Origin of the sequence: Streptomyces sp. NPDC048269, assembly GCF_040652395.1 — a bacterium.
Lineage (GTDB): Bacteria > Actinomycetota > Actinomycetes > Streptomycetales > Streptomycetaceae > Streptomyces.
In genome coordinates, this window is record NZ_JBEZLW010000022.1 from 53,832 (window position 1) to 71,649 (window position 17,818).

13 protein-coding genes and 3 pseudogenes are annotated in these 17,818 nt (G+C 71.0%); 14 read left to right on the plus strand and 2 right to left on the minus strand.

What is annotated here, in order from left to right:
- Positions 1 to 375: 375 nt before the first annotated feature.
- From AB0D48_RS23225 to AB0D48_RS23285, 13 genes and pseudogenes are all read left to right on the plus strand, one after another.
- Positions 376 to 891 (plus strand): annotated as a pseudogene (locus AB0D48_RS23225) (hypothetical protein); the annotation flags it as partial.
- 515 nt (positions 892 to 1,406) lie between these two features.
- Positions 1,407 to 1,658, plus strand: a complete 252-nt coding sequence (locus AB0D48_RS23230; RefSeq protein ID WP_362400013.1) for a hypothetical protein — start codon at positions 1,407 to 1,409, stop codon at positions 1,656 to 1,658.
- A 315-nt stretch (positions 1,659 to 1,973) separates the two neighbouring features.
- Positions 1,974 to 3,753: pseudogene (locus tag AB0D48_RS23235) on the plus strand (ABC transporter ATP-binding protein).
- A gap of 85 nt (positions 3,754 to 3,838) precedes the next feature.
- Positions 3,839 to 4,729 carry an aminoglycoside phosphotransferase family protein gene (locus AB0D48_RS23240; protein ID WP_362400016.1) on the plus strand — a complete coding sequence of 297 codons (891 nt, stop codon included), beginning with the start codon at positions 3,839 to 3,841 and terminating at the stop codon, positions 4,727 to 4,729.
- Complete coding sequence (locus AB0D48_RS23245; RefSeq protein ID WP_362400019.1) at positions 4,726 to 5,751, plus strand: phosphotransferase; 1,026 nt, start codon at positions 4,726 to 4,728, stop codon at positions 5,749 to 5,751. Before AB0D48_RS23240 ends, AB0D48_RS23245 begins: the two co-directional genes overlap by 4 nt.
- On the plus strand, positions 5,735 to 6,181 hold the full coding sequence (locus AB0D48_RS23250) for a hypothetical protein (RefSeq protein ID WP_362400022.1): 447 nt from the start codon (positions 5,735 to 5,737) through the stop codon (positions 6,179 to 6,181). Before AB0D48_RS23245 ends, AB0D48_RS23250 begins: the two co-directional genes overlap by 17 nt.
- Before the next feature lie 297 nt (positions 6,182 to 6,478).
- Positions 6,479 to 6,826, plus strand: a complete 348-nt coding sequence (locus AB0D48_RS23255) for an NUDIX hydrolase (protein WP_362400025.1) — start codon at positions 6,479 to 6,481, stop codon at positions 6,824 to 6,826.
- A pseudogene (locus AB0D48_RS23260) lies at positions 6,827 to 7,456 on the plus strand (M15 family metallopeptidase); the annotation flags it as partial.
- Positions 7,457 to 7,522: 66 nt separating this feature from the next.
- Complete coding sequence (gene fxlM / locus AB0D48_RS23265; protein ID WP_362400138.1) at positions 7,523 to 9,895, plus strand: methyltransferase, FxLD system; 2,373 nt, start codon at positions 7,523 to 7,525, stop codon at positions 9,893 to 9,895.
- A 1,566-nt stretch (positions 9,896 to 11,461) separates the two neighbouring features.
- Positions 11,462 to 12,262: a polysaccharide deacetylase family protein gene (locus AB0D48_RS23270; RefSeq protein ID WP_362400028.1), complete on the plus strand. Its 801-nt coding sequence runs from the start codon at positions 11,462 to 11,464 to the stop codon at positions 12,260 to 12,262.
- Positions 12,263 to 12,606: 344 nt separating this feature from the next.
- Entirely contained in the window at positions 12,607 to 12,816 is a 210-nt protein-coding gene (locus AB0D48_RS23275) for a CU044_2847 family protein (protein WP_362400141.1), read from the plus strand.
- A gap of 156 nt (positions 12,817 to 12,972) precedes the next feature.
- A complete protein-coding gene (locus AB0D48_RS23280) occupies positions 12,973 to 13,671 on the plus strand; it encodes a hypothetical protein (RefSeq protein WP_362400144.1) in 699 nt (232 codons plus the stop codon).
- 23 nt (positions 13,672 to 13,694) lie between these two features.
- On the plus strand, positions 13,695 to 14,339 hold the full coding sequence (locus AB0D48_RS23285; RefSeq protein WP_362400031.1) for a hypothetical protein: 645 nt from the start codon (positions 13,695 to 13,697) through the stop codon (positions 14,337 to 14,339).
- Positions 14,340 to 14,426: 87 nt separating this feature from the next.
- Here AB0D48_RS23285 and AB0D48_RS23290 read toward each other — a convergent pair whose 3' ends face one another.
- Both AB0D48_RS23290 and AB0D48_RS23295 read right to left on the minus strand, forming a co-directional pair.
- Positions 14,427 to 15,020 (minus strand): hypothetical protein, encoded by a 594-nt coding sequence (locus AB0D48_RS23290; protein ID WP_362400034.1) that lies wholly within the window; start codon positions 15,018 to 15,020, stop codon positions 14,427 to 14,429.
- Entirely contained in the window at positions 15,017 to 15,301 is a 285-nt protein-coding gene (locus tag AB0D48_RS23295; protein ID WP_362400037.1) for a hypothetical protein, read from the minus strand. Before AB0D48_RS23295 ends, AB0D48_RS23290 begins: the two co-directional genes overlap by 4 nt.
- Positions 15,302 to 16,154: 853 nt before the next feature.
- On the opposite strand from AB0D48_RS23295, the gene AB0D48_RS23300 reads away from it, so the two are divergent.
- Positions 16,155 to 16,649: a 2'-5' RNA ligase family protein gene (locus AB0D48_RS23300; protein WP_362400040.1), complete on the plus strand. Its 495-nt coding sequence runs from the start codon at positions 16,155 to 16,157 to the stop codon at positions 16,647 to 16,649.
- Positions 16,650 to 17,818: the final 1,169 nt, after the last annotated feature.

Sequence of the window (17,818 nt, forward strand, 5' to 3'; positions counted from 1 at the left end):
GTTTCTCCTTCTTCCTCGTGCGGCCGGTGGTGGCCGCTGCCGTCCCTGGGACGGAGCCGGTGGCACGTTCTCGACATCCTCAGACCGCCGAACTCCGAAAAATCTGGATCGCGCCTCACCGTTCGACCGGCGGCGACTCGCCTACTTTGCCTGATCCTGGCCTGCCTGCATCGGTTCGCGCGGACGTGATGGCCTCTTCCCCAGACGGGACCCTCCGGATGGCTTGGGAAGCGCAGCGCGACCGTGGCCGACGCCATCCGCACCTGGATCGCGCATACCGCGGCCGCGAGGCCACGTTCGAGATCCAACCCTTCAACGCCCCCGCCATCGAGCACCGGCCCGGCCTCCTCTCGCTCGACACGCCGCTGAACCGCGCTGTCCTACACGGCGCAGAGCACCACTGACCAGGGGCTGGCACCGGCCGTCCACAACCAGGCCGTGCTCATTGCCTCCGACGTTGGTCTCCCCGAGCTCGCCCGCCAGATGTGCCACCAGCACGCCGCCGCATACCTCCGCTCTTGCCCCCTACCCGGCATGACCGCGATCCGGGCCCTGGAACCCGTCGCCAACCTCGCGCGCCTGCAGATCCGCGCCGGTCAAGCCGACGACGGGCGCCAACGCCTCCTTGAGCTGTACGACGCCGTCGGCACAGGAACAGCGGCCCAGTTCGAGGGCGTGACCGTACCGGCAGACCTCACCCAGAGCCCACAAGCCCGCGCGGAAGTCCGCGCATGGCTGTGGCGCGTGGTTCTCGCCGACGGAGCACGCTCCCTCACTACCGCTGGCCGCTGGAGCGAGGCCTTGAAGCACATCGAGACACACCGCGGCATCGGTAAGCGAATGCTCGACGTCCGGCAAGTCGCCGTACTCACAGCCCTCACCACCGGCGACGTCGGCAGCATGGGACCCTGCTCGCCGAAACCGCGGGCCAGGACCGGGCGCGCGACCGCGCTCCGATACGAACCTCCTGTGCGCCCGAGGAGCCCATCACTACGAGGTCGGCCAGATCCGGCTGCTCCACCGCCCGGCCTGCGCTCTACTCGCTTCTCCAGCTGCCCCGACCCCAGCCTGGCCAACCGCCTCGGCCTCCGGCTTTCCCATCCCTGAACAGCAGCACGATCCGGTCTTGCTCTGACCGTAGCCATAACGGAGCCGGGAACGTCACAGCGCGCAAGACCGCCGCACAGGCGACACCGCGGCACTCGGCACAGAGCTCGCGACCTGCCCGACAACGCCCGCTACGAAGGAGACACCGGCTTGATCGCGACACCACTGCTTCCCGCCTCCCTGCGCCGAGGCGACCGAGTCGGCATCGTCAGCCTCTCCGCCCCCGAAGCCGCCGCCCACCCGGACGTCTCCGATCGCGGGCTGGGAGCACTCGCGTCCTGCGGCCTTCGAACCCGGAGATGGTCGACGACGTCTGCAGCGACTACACCTGGCCCGTCGCCCACGGCCTGCCCTTCGGACACACCCCGCTACAACTCACACTCCCCATCGGTGCTGTCGCACGCCTGGACGCTGAAGCAGCCCACCCCCTCACCCTCACCTCCCCCTGGACCGCCCCCAGAAGTCCCGTGACCAGCAGCCCAGCGCCCCTCCCCACCGACGGCCGGGTGATCGCCAGCCAAGAATCCGGAGGCAATCCCTCGAACGAGTGATCTTCCTATTCGAGTCACCCCCAGCGCCAAGGACCCAAGGGCCACTTGGCCATAGCCCCGACTTAGAACATGCGTTCCGAATCTGCCCCTGAAGCACCCGTTACGGGCCTCTCCGGGGGCCGTTCTTAGAGCACCAGTGCCCCTCACGCGCTCATCCGGAGGAAGCCGTGATTGCCCTGCCCTGCCCCATCCAGGACCCGGCCGCGTTCGAACGCCCCCAGGAATCCGTCCGTGCCGCCCCAGCGCCCAGGCGCCAGGTTGACGCCCCCGCGGCCCGCGCCCGCCGCTCATCACGACCGGATATGGGGTGGGGGAATGACAGACGCGAGCGACGACCTGGGAGGGGCCAAGACACCCGGGGTCTCGGACTCGGAGCGACTTCTGTTCGGCGGGGAGTTGGCGTACGACATCGGCTGGGACCGGCACGAGGGCGCGTGGCTGAAGCTGGGCCTGTGGACGATGGCGCGGGGTCTGCCGCGGCTGGTCGGCACGGGTGTCCGGCTCGCGCACCTCGCCGACGCCCGTGCCCTGCGGATCGTTCTCGGCTCCGAGTTCGGCCGCGGTATCACCCAGGCCGTGGGCCTGGTCGCGGTCAACGGAGTACTCGGGCACCTCCTCACCGAGGGCACCACCAACGAGCGGCTCGCCCGGGCAGTCCCCGCGCTCGCCGTCGTGGCCGTGGTGGGACTGCTCGGATCGCTTCTGCGGTCCGCGTCCACGGCGGCCACCGGCACACTCGAGCCGAAGGTGCAGCGGGTGGCAACGGAGCGCTACCTGGGCCTGGTGCACCGGGTCGAGCTCGCGGCCGTCGAGGACGACGAGTTCCACCGGCTCCTGGACGCCGCCCGCTACGGGGCGGCAGGAGGCGGCTGCCGAGGTCCGCGTCCACGAGGTCGGCCCGTTCCCCCTCGGCCACTTCCGGAACATGGCCGAGACCAGCGAGCGCGAGCAGACCCGGCTGGCCCGGCGGGCCGCGCGGATCGGGCTGATCGCCGACGGCGCCGGCGGCGTCGCCACCCTGCTCACCTACGGGGCTCTCGGGCTGCTGCTGTGGGGCGGGGCGATGGAGCTCGCGGTGGCGGGAACGGCCGTGCTGGCGATCCGTACGGGCGCCTCCAGCCTGGACTCCCTGGTGCTGCAGATCACCGACCTGCACCAGGAGTCGCTGTTCGTCGCCGACTATGAGCGGCTGTGCCGCGAGGCCGAGGCCCGGGCCATCCCGGCAGGCGGGGAGCCGCTGCCCGAGCGGCTGCGGGAGGTCCGGTTCGAGAAGGTCACTTTCACCTACCCAGGCAGCAGCGGCGAAGAGCCGAAGCCCACGCTGCGGGAGGTCAGCCTCTCCTTCCCCATGGGAAAGATCATCGCCCTGGTGGGTGAGAACGGCTCCGGAAAGTCCACCATGGTCAAGCTGCTGTCCGGGCTGTACCTGCCGGACGGGGACGGCGGGACGATCTGGTGGGATGACGTCGATGCCCGAAAGGCGGACCGCGGGCAGGTGTTCTCGCGGGTCGCGCTGATGTCGCAGAACTTCTTCCACTGGCCCTTCACCTTCCGCGTCAACGTGGGCATCGGCCAGCCCGGTCGGCCGATCGACGACCGGGCGGTGGAGGAGGCGGCCGCCTATTCCGGGGCCGACGAGGTCCTGGCCGGCCTGCCTCGTGGGCTCGGCACGCTGCTGGCGCGCGGCTACCGGGGCGGGCACCAGATCTCCGGCGGGCAGTGGCAGCGGGTCGGGATCGCCCGCGCGAAGTACCGGCAGGCCGAGATCCTGATCGTGGACGAGCCCACCAGCGCGCTGGACGCGGTCGCCGAGCAGCGGGTCTTCGACCAGATCCGGGCCTTGGCCGCCACCACGGGTCAGACGATCGTGCTCATCACCCACCGCCTGCACTCCGTACGTCACGCGGACCTCATCCACGTCCTGAAGGAGGGCCGGGTCGCGGAGTCGGGCACCTTCACCGAGCTGATGGACGAGAAGACCGGCACCGGGGACTTCCGCGACGCCTACCTCGTCCAGGCCGGCGCCTTCGACGCCCCCATCCCGGCCCAGCCCGCTGGCGCCCACGACACGCTGCCCGCCGGGGACCTCGCATGATGGCCACAACCCAGACCTCAGCCGTGGGCGACAGCCACCGAGCGGTGGCCATGCCCACCCCGCATCGTCCTGCGGGGTGCGGGGCGTGAGCGAGCCGAAGACCCTCCCCGCCGGGTTGAAGAGGTGGGCAGAGCAACGCCTCGGACCGACCGTGACCGCACGGAACGCCTCGCACGACCGGCCGTCCTCCCGAGTGTGGGAGCTGGGGTGCGGCAACGGTGTCCGCTTCTACCTGAAGGTGTCGCCGAGCGAGACGGCCTTCACCCGGGAGAGCCTGGCCTACCAGTCCGCAGTTCCCGCACTCGGGCACGGCCGGGCACCCCAGCTGGTCGACAGCCATGCCGGAGAACTCGCACTCCTGCTCACCGCCGTACCTGGCACCCCGGTCAAGGGATTGAACATGACCACGGGTGAGCAGCGGGCCGTACACCGGCAGGCTGGAGTAATCATCGCGCGTCTCCACCAGGCCGGAGATGTCAAGGGGGAGGCGCGTGCGGCCGCAGAGGCGGCGTTCTCCGCCGTGGCCGATGGTGCGGAGAAGCATCTGGCCCGGGCCGGGGACCGGATCAGCCCCGACGAGCAGCAGCTGGTCCGCGACTATGCGGAGCGGCTCCGTGGTGTCGGCCGGGTGCCGGTCGGTTTTATCCACGGTGACAATCAGCCGCGAAACTGGCTGTGGTCGCGAGTAGACCGCCGCCTTGCGCTGGTTGACTTTGAGCGGTCCCGCCCGGCGCCGACCGTTCAGGACCTCGTCAACCTCGCCGCAGGCCATTGGTTCGGCCACCCCGACCGGATGCAGGTGTTCTTCCTTGGCTTCGGCCGTCAGCTGACCAAAGACGAGCAGTACGCACTGCGCTGCCTGACCGCGCTGGACGCTGCCAGTTGCCTCGCGTGGGGTCCCGACAACGACGATCCGTTCGTCACTGCCCGCGGCCGACGGACCCTGGACCTGCTGATGCGGGAGGATCACCCGTGAACGAGGTGAAGGTCGTGGCAGACATCCTGCCGCGCTGCTACCGGATCGTCCCTACGTCGGTCATCCACGGTCCGCGAGGTACGGCGACGCGCAACTACCTGGCCGAGGAGCACGACGGCCGACGCTGGTTCGTCAAGGCCTATCCGCCGGGCATGGACCTCCAGGGCGAGCAGGAGGCGCTGCGGCTGGGCGAGTTCGCACGCAGTAGTGGGGTTCCGGTGCCAGCGGTACGACGGTCACGGGATGGCGAGCTCATCGTGACTGCCGAAGGTACGGCGGTTTCTGTCTCCGAGTACGTAGATGGCGCGCACACCGCCGAAGACGGCCTGCACGGCTGCAGGTGGACAGCGGTCGGAAGGGCTGTGGGTCAGCTGCACCGGGCCCTGGCCCAGCATCCAGCCGGGCCCCCGCGGCCGGTTCCGGCAAGCGAGGTCTGCGATGTCGCGCGGGGGCGTCAGCGCATGGAGCGGCTGCTCGCCCAGTACGAGGGAGGAGCCGCAGGCGGGAAGTTCGCCGCGTGGGCGCGCCAGGCCGCGGAGGAGCGATTCGCCGCGTTGCCCCGCGTAGCGGCCATGCTCAGCGGCCTGCCTCCTATGTTGACGGCTCAGATCGTGCACGGGGATCTGGCTTCCCCCAATGTGCTGCTGCGCGAGCAGGAGGTGGCGGCCCTGATCGACTTCCGTCCGCCCTGTCACCGCAGTGCTGCGTGGGAGCTGGGCCGGATCGTCCTCGATCCGCGCACGGTGCTCGCCGGCCCTGACTGGCCCGTCGGCCTGTGCGAGGCGGTCGCGGCCTACCGAGAGGCGAACCCCGGGCTCCCGGTGGAGGACCTGCTCGCCTTGCCCCGGGTGGCGGCCGGCTACATGGCCTGCTCGGTCTACCCCCTGTCCGAACCCTTCGACAATCCGGCCGCGGTCACCCCCGAGCTCGAGAGGTACGGGCGGGACCGGCACGCAGCCGTGAGGGGGCTCACCGAGCGTCTGCACGAGGCCGAGGAGGTGCTCCGTGACCGCCTCACCTGACTCCGCCACCGCGCCCGGGGCGTTGTGGCGGCACCGCGACTTCCGGCGCTACCTGACCGGCCAGACCGCCGGCGTGGCCGGGAGCTCCATCACCGCGATGGCACTCCCCGTGCTGGCCGTGCTCGAGCTGGACGCCACCACCGGACAGGTCGCCTGGTTGGTGTTCCTGGGACAGCTCCCGCCCGCGCTGCTGGCGCTGCCCGCCGGTGCGCTCGCCGACCGGCACTCCAAGCGCCGCCAGCACCTGCGCGCCGCGTTCCTTGACGGCCATGGCAGACCGCTCACCCCCGCCGAGGAGCTTCGCCTGGACTGCGAGGCCGCCTTCGACGCCGTCTCCGGTATCGCCTACGGCACCAGCCACGACGACCCGGAGGTAACCGAACGCGGCCACCGCACCCTGCGCCGCCTCTACACCGCCCACCACCCGTAATCCATTGGCCCACGGGCCCCTGGAGGAAGGAAACCCCCGTGCCCGAACCCCGCCTCGCCACCCCTGCCGATGCCGCCGAGATCGCCCGCCTGCGCTCGGCGAACATCCTCACCGAACCCCTCGACGAAGCCTGGCTCACCACGTGCGCCGACCAGATCGCCTTACGCCTCCAGGACGGTGGTGACGCCCGCGCGTACGTCGTCGACTCCCCACCGGCGGGCTCGCCACCTGCGCCCTCGGCCTGGTCCACGCCGTCCTGCCGACCCCGAAGTCCACCCGTGGCAGTGGCCGGGCGGCGTGGCCGAGCACGGCGAGCGCCCCTGGGAGACCCCCGTACGCGAGTGCCGGGAGGAGACCGGATTCCACCTGCCGGGACCTCCGAGGCTCCTGGCCACGGTGTTCGGGCTAGGCAAGGACTGGCCGCCGGCCACCGCCGGGTTCGTCTTCGACGGCGGCCGGCTCTCGTCCGGAGAGCTCGCCGCGATCGTGCTGGACCCGGACGAGCACGACCAGGTCCGCGCCCTGACCGTGCCCGAGTGGCGGGACCTGATGCCGGGACGGGACCACGCACGGCTCGAGGCCGTAGTGGCCGCCCGCCGCGCCGGGATCCCTACGTACTTCGACACCTGGGACTGGGAGGTCTGAATGAGCATCGTCCTGATGTCCGACCCGCGGGTCGCTGCGATCCCGGTAGCCGACAACGGCGAGCCCCTCGCCGATGCCCGCGCCGGCGGAGATCTGCTCCTCGATGGCCGCCGCTCCGATCCGGCGTGCGCCTTCGCCTGTCTCCGTTCCGGAGTCCTGGCCCGGCTGCTCCACGCCCAGTCGCTTCTGCCCGACGGCTTGCGTCTGCTCGTCGTCGAGGGGTTCCGGCCGCCGGCGCTGCAGCAGCGGTACTTCGAGGAGTACGCGGCCGAGCTGCGCGCCGCCAATGCCGACTGGAGCGCGGAGGAGCTGAGGGCGCAGGCGAGCCGGTACGTGTCACCGCCGGAGATCGCCCCACACAGCGCTGGCGCTGCCGTCGACCTGACCCTCGTCGACGCGGACGGCACCGAGCTGGACATGGGCACCCGTGTCAACGCCAGCCCGGAGGAAAGCGCGGGTGCTTGCTGCACCCTCGCCGACGGCCTCCCCCGCCAAGCCCGGTTGCACCGCGCCACCTTGAGCGGCGCGCTCACGGCCGCAGGGCTCGTCAACTACGGCACGGAGTGGTGGCACTGGTCCTTCGGCGACCGCTACTGGGCACTGATGAGCGGCCGGCCGACCGCGCTGTATTGGACCCGCGTCCCTGCACCCCGCCGACCGTTCCTGAGCAACCCGACGAAAGCGAGCACTCACCACATGAGCACCACACACACCGCGCTCGACTGGCACGCCCACTACGAGGCCGGCCGCGACTTCCGACCACTGACCGACACTGAGAAGGTCATCCTCACCGAGCACCTGGCCCTGACGGGGGACGGTTCGGACGCCAGGGCCTTGGACGTGGCCTGCGGGACCGGCGAGCTCGCCCGCTTCCTCGCCGCGGCCGGGTACCGGGTCGACGCGGTGGACTGGGCCCGCTCCGCCGTCGGGCGGGCCACCGCGGCGGCCTCGGACCAGGTCACCTACCACCAGCTCGACATCACCAGCGGGGACCTCTCGTCCCTCTCCCCGTCCAACGGCGGCTACCGGCTCATCACCATGCGCCGGGCCCTTGCCCACCTGCCCGACCGCACCCGTACGGTCGCCGAACTCGCCGCCATGCTCGACGAGGACGGCACGCTGTGCGTGATCACCCCGCACGCCGACCGGCACACGGCGGAGCTGCGCGGGATCTGCCTGGACGACACCGAGATCGACCTCCTCGCCGACGGCTGGCAGCACGCCGAGCGCATCGAGGCCGACGACTCCACCGTCCTACTGCTGCGCGGGCCCAAGACCGACCCCGTCGCCTACAGCGAGAAGCGGACCCCGAAGCCAGCAGCGATGGCCGGTGTCGCGGTCGTCGTCACCAACAACCGCGGGCAGGTACTCCTCGGCTGGAACCCGTCCCGCAGCGTGTGGGAACTTCCCGCGGGGAAGGTGGAGCCGGGCGAGGCGTTCGAGGCCACCGCGGTACGCGAACTCGCCGAAGAAGCCGGTCTGCACGCCCGGTCGGAGTCCGTGCTCCTGCTGGGGACGTTGTGCGACGCCACCCACGGCTTCACCCGCATCACCGAGATCGCCCGCATCACTGACTACACCGGCCAGCCCACGGCACGGGAACCGGAGTTGATCAGCCGGTGGGAGTGGCACACCCCTCCCACCTTGCGAAATCTCCCGCAACCGCTCTTCACCGCTTCCGCCCAAGCCCTGAACGTGGTGTGGCCCGGCCTTCTGCCCGAGGTCCCGCCCGCGCACCACACGCCCAGGCCCGCCGGAAACGTGCCGATGACGTTCACAGAACCGGCGACGGCGGTCCGTCTCCGCGAGCAGCTGGTCCGGGACCTCACGGAAGCCGGGTGGACCGACACCCCCGAGCTGCGGCGGGCGTTCACGACGGTGCCCCGTCATGCCTTCCTGCCCGAGCAGCCGCTTGCGCGGGCGTACGTCAACGAGGCGGTGGCCACGGTGTTCGACGAGGACACCGGGCAGTCGATGAGTTCGGTGTCCCAGCCCGAGATGCAAGCGACCATGCTGCGCCGGGCCGACCTCCGGCCGGGCGGGAACGTGCTGGAGATCGGAGGTGGCGGCTACAACGCGTGCCTCATCGCCGAGCTCGTCGGCCCGTCCGGGTCGGTGGTGTGCATGGAGATCGACCCGTACGTGCACACCCGCACAGAGCGCTTCCTGGCCGAGACCGGGTATGCGGACCGAGTCCGGCCCGTCCTCGGCGACGGCAACCACGGAGCCCCCGGGTACCTGATCCCGGAGCCCGGTTTCGACGCCATCGTCGTCACGGTCGCCTCGAACGGCCTGCCTTGGCGTTGGACCAACCAGCTGGCAGAAGGGGGGCGCCTGGTGGTGCCTCTGCGGATCGGCGGTTTCACCCGGGCCGTCGGACTCCGCAAGGAGGACTCGGTGCTGGTGTCCACGGAAATCAGCCCGTGCGGGTTCGTGCCGATGCAGGGTGCCGGCCGGTGGGACGACACTCCGGTCCCCATCGGGGACTCCGGCTACGGGATCCGCTGGGAGGACACCCGGCCGGCGGCGTTGGACGGCCTGGACCGTGCTCTCGCCGCAGGCGGGGTGGAGCTGTGGACCGGGGTGACGGTGGGAGGCGGCGAGTCGTTCGAAGACCTGCAGCTGTGGCTGGCCTCCTCCCTGAGCGGCTTCTGCCGGATGACCGGGGACCCGGACCGCTCCGGCCCGGTACGGCTGCCGAAACGGTCGGGTGCCGAAGCCATCGTCCTCGGGCGCTCTCTGGCCTGCTTGATGGTGGAGCGACGCCAGCACGACGAGGCCACCGGTACGTCCACGTGGGAGTTCGGAGTGCAGGGCTTCGGGTCGGACGGCAAGGCTGCCGTGGACGCCATGGCCACTGCAGTCCACACCTGGGACCGGGAACTGCGTGACCGGGTCACGCCCCGGTTGACGGTCATGCCCGCAGGCACCCCCGACTCTGCACTTCCCCCCGGAGACGTCGTCGAGAAGGCCGACTGCCGCATCGTGGTCAGCTGGCCGGGCCGTGACGGTGCCGCAGGTCCCGGCGTTGGACGGAGCACGACGCGAGGGAGGTCCGACGAACAGTGATCATCTGGATCAACTACTCACGAAACCCTCACCTCGCTCATGGCGGGGCCCTGCGGATCACCCATGCGGATCAGCCTTCCACCCCGGTGGGCGCGACGGCCCTGGGCCGGCGTCGGGCAGCAGCCCGAGTATTTCCAGCAGCAGCGCCAGATCTCTTGCGCCGGCGGCGCGTGCAGCAACCGCGGCGCGCCGCCGCCCGGTCCGCGGTCCCGGAGCACGCAGGAGAGCCGGTTCGTCACAGCCAAAGGGATCCTTCACCGCGCCGATCCCACCACGCCCACCTGCCGGGTGCAGCCGAACTACTCCACCTGCCCGCGGTCCGCGACGAGGTCGAAGCTGTCCCGACCAGATCACCGAGCTCGCGCACCTTTGAGTCGGCCCCGCGGAGCCGGGCGCGGCCACCACTGGGGCCGCAGGGCCGCGCCTGGTCGCCGTCGTGCTCGTCATCCCGCCGTCCCTGCTGTATCCCTGCAGACCGCGACGGCTACGGTACGGCTACGGCTACGGCTACGGCTACGGCTACGAGATCACAGCCGCCCGGTGGGAGCAGGGAAGCTATGACCAGCACCTGTCCGTGGTGCCATTCCCCAGTGAGGAGATAGCCGCATAGGCGCGGCACGGGTTCGAGGGCGGAAGACGTCCTCATGGCCACACCCCTCTCCCACCCCGCCGCCGTACCGCTGGCCGCCCGGCCGCCCGGCCGTGCAACCGCAGTCGCTGCGGCTGCGGCTGCGGCTGCGGCCGCGGCTGCGGCTGCGGCCGCGCGCAGAGCGTCCACAGACCGTGCCTGTCGGCCGGACTGTCTCCCGTGAGCCGCGCATGGTCCGAGGCGGGATCTCGACTGCCCTTACGGCCGGTCCGCTCGCACTGGCCATCGCCTTCGCCGTTCCGCGGGCCACCGTCGCCCAGGCCACCCCCGCCCCCGCGCGCCACAGACACGGCCCGTACCCCAGCCGGTCCGGCCGTGTCGCCGAGATGTTCGCGGACCTGTGGCTGCGTGCGGACGGTACGCATCCGGACACTGCCGTGACGATCGCGGTGCGGTCACTCGCTCCGGAGGCCGAGCGTCCCAACCAGCCCCGCACGGCCTCCGTTTCCGTCGCGGCGCGGACCGTCGCCGTGCGCAGTGCGGTTCTGCACGAGGGCATGTGGACGGTCGTGGCCGGCGCGAGCGCGGACCGCAGTGAGACCGAGAGGGCCACGAGCAGCCCTTCGACTGCGGTGGTGGAGCCGGTCCTACTTCGCGATATCGGCCGCAGGCAATGGCAGCGACAAGGGCCGGTTCGCCATGGTGGGTGCTCCGGCCGAGGTCACCGCCCCAGACAGCACGGGGCAGGTCCCGGCGGCGAGCCAGCGCGGCCACCTGGGCCGCCCACCCCTCCTGCTACTGCCCCGCCCTGCCGCTCGTAAGGGAACGACGGCCGTTTCGCCCGCTGCCGGAGTGACTACCATCACAGCCCCAAGCGGCGAAAAAGGGCGTCTCGACCGAGTGGGTCAAACCGTCGGCCGCCTAGCCTGGACGAGCAACGAGAGTCCGAAGCGCGAGGGCAAGGGAAGAGCGCATCCATGAGCACCACCACCTCCGGAGGCCGCCGCCGGGCGCGCTTCGCCGTGACGGCAGCCGTCCTGGGCCTGCTGGCCTCAGCCGGCACACCGGCGCTCGCCGCGACCGGCGGCACCGGGGGGCAGCCGCCGGCCGCTTCCCGCTCCGGATCCGTCCAGGCGCGGCCGCAGGCGCCGCACGCTGCGATCGCGCAGGTGCCGGTCGGGATATCCCGCCTCGCTCAGGGAGCCGGCCACGACATCGCCATCACGATTGACGACGGCCCCGACCCCCGCTGGACCCCGCAGGTGCTGGAAGTGCTGCGGCGGAACAACGTCAAGGCCACCTTCTGCATGATCGGCACCAAGGCGCAGGCTCACCCGGAGCTGGTCCGCCAGGTCGCCGCCGCCGGACACCGGCTGTGCGACCACTCCGTGGACCACGACGTCACGATGGATCACAAGTCCGTCGCCTACCAGAGCCAGCAGATCCTCGCGGCCAAGGAGATGATCGAGAAGGCGGCCCCTGGCGTTTCCGTCGACTACTACAGGGCACCGGGCGGTGCCTTCACCCCCGCGAGCCGCGAGATCGCAGCCGCAAGCGGGATGCGACCCCTCGGCTGGAGCGTCGACCCCAAGGACTGGAGCAGGCCCGGCCTGCCCTCCATCCTCTCGGCCGTCGAGAAAGGGCTGCCCGCCCAGCCGACCGTGCTGTTCCACGACGGAGGCGGCGACCGTTCACAGACCGTCGCCGCGCTGACCCGCTACCTGCCATGGCTCTCGGCCCAGGGCTACACCTTCACCTTCCCTGCCCGTACCGCGTAGCCCCTGCCCCCAGGCCCCCGCCCCCGCCTCCCGCCTCCCGCCTCCCGCCTCAGGGGTCATGCCGGTCCGGCGGGGGCGTCAGCCGCTGAAAGCGGGTCGCACTGGGGCAGGCACGGCTTTCGGGTTAGCCGTTCCTCTAGCGTGCGGCTGTGGAAGGCATGCCGGCCAAGATCCCAGGTGTGCGAGCACGAGAGCCGACGGGGGCGTGTTGACACCTCTGACCCGGATTCCGCTGGACGGCGGGGGCTGCATTCTGGTCGAGCAGCAGGCCGAGTGGGACGGCCGGTGAAGGCAAGCCGCATCGGCGACGCCGTACGCGAGCCGCCAGCGACCCTGGAAGGGCCCTGGAGCCGGTCACCGAGGCCGCCCGCGCCACCCTCGGCCAGCTACGCAAGGCCCGTCCCGACCAGATCACCGTCGAGTGCGGCGTCGACCCGGCATTCGAGGCCGGGGTTGTGATTACCAAGAGCCAGGCCAGCTGCCACCTGAAAGTGACCGTTTCCTGGAAGAGCGACAGATCCGATCACCCTCACGCAGGCACGAGTACGGGCTGATCCGGTGAGCAGCGCGGAGAGGCAACCGGGTGACGGCACCACATCGGACCTGCTCGGCGCCGTGGTCAGGTCCTCGGCCGGACGGAGGCGCGGCCGGGGTGGGGTTCGTGGTGGCCGACGGGGTCGTGGTCACCTGCGCGCATGGCGGGCCCGAGGATGTGGTGCATCTGGCCTTCCCCACGTAAGGGGTGCGGAGACCGGGCAGAGGGGTGGGTCACCGGCCAGCTGCGGCGTGCCGCCGAGGAGGAGGACGTGGCTTCCGTCACTCCGACGCAGGTACTGCGGGAGATCCTGCCGGAGCTGGCGGAGCGGGGGGTATGCCCGTACCGGGGGCTGGGACGGCTGACGTTGCTGCTCGGGCCGTCGGGGTCGGGCAAGTCCTCGCTGATCCAGGCGGGGGTGCTGCGGGCGCCGGCGGAGGGTGAAAGCAGCAACGGCAGGACTCCTCAACGTTCCAGGCACCTTGAACCCGCAGGACCTGGCGACATCATCACTCTCCCTGCCCGGGACGTGGGTCTCCATTTTCAACCAGGGCTGCCGGAGCGGATCGTCACCGACGTCCTGGCCACCAATCCCGAGGAAGCGTCCACCCGACAGGCACCCGTGACTGTGCTCCCCCTGCTGGAGCTGACGCTCAGCCAGCTGTGGCTCCGACGCCAGGACGGCTATCTCACCCATGAGGCCGGTCGACGGACACGCACGGGCGAGCGCTGCCCGTCGCACCACCGGGCCTGCTGGGCGGCTTTCGTGGCAGCCCGCAACGGTCTTGTGGACAGTGTGCAGGTATGCCCTCCGAGCCACGCACCGCCCACTGATGCTCTGTCAGTGCTTCTCGGTAGCGTGGGGGTGTCCTGAGACATCCGAGGGGAAGGGACGCCATGTCAGGTACGAGCCGTAGCAAGGTCTGGGCGCTGATCGGGGCCTCACTCGTCGCTGTCGGCCTGCTGATCCGGTTGGCGATAGCCTCCGGGGGCTCCCACTCGTCGACCATACCGACCGGGAGCCCGCCGCCGCCCCACGGCGGCATGATGACCGTCAAGCCTGGCGACTACCCCCCTCCCAGATACATCTGCGAACACCTCGACTTCAAGGAGTTCGCGAGCGTGTTCCAGCTCCAAGGTGCACGCGACGGATACAACACCGGCATGGAGCCGGAGCTGGTCTCCGGCTCCATGTGCGACCAGTCGATGTCCCGCGGCGGCACGGACCTGGTGAAGGTCACCGTTCTCTGCAGCGCCTGGAGAGACGTGGACAAGGCCATCGAGGGATTCGAAGGCAGTCTGGAGGCCCTATACGGGCACCCGGAGACGGTCACCGGCTTGGGGGACAAGGCTTTCCGGTACCACGCCTCGAACAGTCCCACCATCGGAATGAAAGCCCGGGCCGGTAATCTCGACTGCGACGTCGAGGCCAAGCCGACCACGCCGCTGACCGACACCGAGATCAGCGACTCCTTCACCGCGATGACCCAGCTCCTCCAGACATTGATCCCCAAACTGGGCCCACTGAAGGCCCAACCTTGAGCGGCGCCGTCGACATGACAGACACCGACCTGCAGCCGGGGCTCCACCCCTGCGTACCGGGAAGGGCGGAGCATTCTGCAGCACCTTTCAGGTGCCGGGGTCGACGGGCCGCTTGTAGTACCGCCACGGGAACCATCCGGCGCCGACCGGGATCCATCCTTCCGATTCCATCCGCCGGTGCCGCGCGACGGAGGGGAGTGTGACCCGGCAGTGCTCCCAGGGGTGGCCGGAGGCCTCCACCTCGTGGAAGAAGGGGCCGTAGCCGACCATGTGCCAGCCGTCGCGGCCGGCCTCCTCCAGGGCGGCCATCTCGTTGAACGCGGTCAGCCCGCCGAGGGTGCGGCGCTTCGGGGCGTCCGGTCCCCCGGCGAGCGGTGCCGACGGACCCGCTCCCGCGGCCTTGCCCGCGAAGCGCTGCTGGGCGGCCTGGCGGCTCACTCCCAGGACGCGGCCCACCGTGTCCCAGCTGTGGCCGGCGGCCCTGGCGGCCTGGACGGCCTCGCGCAGCAGCCGACTCGCCTCCTCGGCGCCGACGCGCGAGGCGTCCAGCAGGCGCAGGTACCCGTGGGCGTCGTGTTCGAGCGAGTCGGCCAGCCCCTCGGGGGCGCCGAGGACGGCTGCAGCGATCCCTTCCCGGATCCGGTCCATCTCCGCCGGGTGGAGCAGTGGTCCGCCGCTCATCGGCGCAGTCCGGCAAGGGGTTCGAGGGCGTCGAGGACTGCTTCGTCGCGGCGCGCCTGCCCGGCGGAGCTGCGGGCCGCCGCCCGCGCGGACAGACCGGCCGTGCAGGCGATGAGCGCGAGACCCCCGACGATCAGGGCGGCGGTGGCGAAGGTGCCGAACCGGCCGCCGGACATCACCGTCACGGCCGGCAGACTCACCGCGAGCGGGAGCACGGCGGCCATTGATGCGTTGGCGGGAAAGAGGTCCCGGTGCCGGGCCTTCAACTTCAAGATCAACATGCGTCAAGGAAACCTTGACGCAGCCGACTTGTCAAGAACTCCTTGACATCCACGTCCCGCACCACGGCACCCAGCAGCGGGTGCGGTGCCGGGAGCGGCGGTGGGGGCGGATACCCGTCCTGTGGGAGGCGCACCTCACGGGTCGCGGGCGCCGCCCATAGTGCGGACGCCTCCCGGATACGCGTCTCGACCAGCGCCCAGTCGGCCGGGACGAGATCCGGCTCGAAGTGCTCGCGGGACCCGCGACAGGGACAGGTCGTAGGCGAGAGTCGAACCGGCGAACCGGCGAACCAGACTAGGCGGCTGCCGCTGTCGGCCCGGCCGCCGGGCAACGCGACGGCGTACCCCACGAGCACGCCGCCTTCTCCGAAGCGCTCGAGTACGCGCAGGCCCGCGTCGCGGAGCCGCTCCAGGAAATCGACGTCGCCGCGGGCGGCCGCGGCCGCGGCACGCACGGTGCGCTGCAGAGACCCCCGCGCGGTCTCCATGAGGCCAGGCCGCGGCGGGCGGCCTTCTCCGCCTCGCCGGTGACCGGGCGCCGGCGCGCGGTGCGGTTCAGGGTGACATCGGGGTGAGGCCTCAACGGGCCTCGAACTGCCTCGCTGCGGCATGCACCGGGACCGGGCGGGCCGGTCACGGTCTCGGCGCGCAAGGTCGTGTCGACCAGGCGGCGCGCAAGCTCGCCGGGCGGGCAGGCGCGCGTCCTTCCGGCCTGACGCTCCATGACTCCACGTCACGCAGCTTGGGCCAGACTCCCAACCACGCCGCAACCCCAGTCTGACATTCTCGGGTCCCGTACCTGGCCTGCGATGATGATGAAGTGCCAGAGCCAGGGACCACTGCCGTCGTCATTGTGTTGCCCGATGCCGCCCCGCTCCTCGATGCGGCGTGGCGTATCGACCCGGCGCTGGTGCGTCATGGCGTGCCGGCACACGTCTCGCTCCTCTACCCGTTCGTGCCGGAATCGGCGCTGACAGGTCAGGACGAGATGGGCGTGCGTTCCCTGGCGGCGAGTTTTCCGGCAGCTGATCTGCTCTTGGAGGAGCTCGTGACGGCGTCCGGCTTCGTCGCCGTCACCGTTCCGGAACTCCAACCGATCGTTGATGCGTTCCGCGCCCGGTGGCCCGGGTTGCGCCCGTACAGAGGCCGCTTCGGGGCGCGGCCCGCCGCCCATGTCACGGTCGCTATGGGTGCAGACAACCCGACAGCCTCCGCCCATGTCCGCGCTGTGGTCGGCAGCCTGCTGCCTCTGCGCACCCGGGCGGCTGCGGTCCAGCTGGTGGTGCTGACGGAGGAAGGCTGGCGGCCGCGGTTCACCGCGCCGCTCGGCGGCCCGGACGGACGGTGAACACCGTCCGCCAGTCCCCCCTGGCCCTGACCACAGCCGGAGGCCGGCACCCACCTTGGCCACATTCCCGAGAGCCAGTGGAACTGCGCAACGACCGAACAACCTGCACAGCCACGCCCCCAGACCGAGAATCACCCAGGCCAGACGGCCGACGACGCCCGACTCGACGAGCCACCGGTACCACCAAGCCGCTCAACCGAACTGCACAACTCCAGGTCACAAGCATGACCACTGCCCAGATTGCACTGACCAACGACACCCTCCACCCGCCAGCCCCCGACCACCCGGCAGCGACCCACCAAGGCCCACACCAGCCAGTCAACCTGAACACGCCCAGGTCGCAGGGACCACCAGGCCTTACTCCAAAGGCCGGTCATAAGAGCCGTCCACTTGACGGCTCCCCCAGTGACAACCAACTGCAGATCCGCAATGACAGCCGGAAGTGACGTCAGGGCTGTGCCTGTCCGGGGGCCCGCCGACGGCGTGCGAGGAGACCGGTCAGGCCACGTACCAGCGCCCGGAGCGCCGCGGCGTTGACCAGGGCGCAGGCCAGGATCACACCGTAAAACCCGAACCCAAGCCACATGTCGGACAGTCGGCGCCGGGCAGGTCGTACACTCCCGAGTCAGTCGGGAGCGGCCCCACGGGCACGGGCTCGGGCGTCTCCCCGGGCAGGGGCGCGGGCCGGGGCTCGGGCGGCACGGGGCCCGCGTGGACGGGCGGCGTGACCTCCGGCGACCCGAGCGACTCGGGATCGGGCACGATCAGCCCCATGGCCGGGAGGCTGAGCGGTGCGGTGGCCAGCACCGGCCAGATAGCGGCGAACCCGGCATCCCCCGTCCGGACGAGCACGTCCACCCAGACCAACAGCCCGACCACCACGGCCAAGTAGCCGGCCGGAACCCACACTGCAAGTCTTGACGGACGTCGTCTCACGACTTCCCCCGTTCGTCCGGTAGCCAGTATCGAAACGGTGCAGCACGCGCGCCTGAGTACCACTACTCAAGCGCGCGTGCGCACCTGCCTACGCCACGAGGCGTCGCGGCCCCGGGCGGGCAGGTGGATGCGGGCTGGTTCACGGGTGCAGGTAGCCGTGGCCGAGGTCGTCCCCTACCCGGCATCGGCCATCGGCGTCATGCGCACGGCGTGGCGGGGTGGGGGGCACCTGC

Coding starts and splice junctions, on each gene's coding strand:
- AB0D48_RS23285 (WP_362400031.1), top strand. CDS start 13,695: ATGTCAGGTACGAGCCGTAGCAAGGTCTGGGCGCTGATCGGGGCCTCA.
- AB0D48_RS23295 (WP_362400037.1), bottom strand. CDS start 15,301: ATGTTGATCTTGAAGTTGAAGGCCCGGCACCGGGACCTCTTTCCCGCC.
- AB0D48_RS23270 (WP_362400028.1), top strand. CDS start 11,462: ATGAGCACCACCACCTCCGGAGGCCGCCGCCGGGCGCGCTTCGCCGTG.
- AB0D48_RS23230 (WP_362400013.1), top strand. CDS start 1,407: ATGGTCGACGACGTCTGCAGCGACTACACCTGGCCCGTCGCCCACGGC.
- AB0D48_RS23280 (WP_362400144.1), top strand. CDS start 12,973: ATGTGGTGCATCTGGCCTTCCCCACGTAAGGGGTGCGGAGACCGGGCA.
- AB0D48_RS23290 (WP_362400034.1), bottom strand. CDS start 15,020: ATGAGCGGCGGACCACTGCTCCACCCGGCGGAGATGGACCGGATCCGG.
- fxlM (WP_362400138.1), top strand. CDS start 7,523: ATGAGCACCACACACACCGCGCTCGACTGGCACGCCCACTACGAGGCC.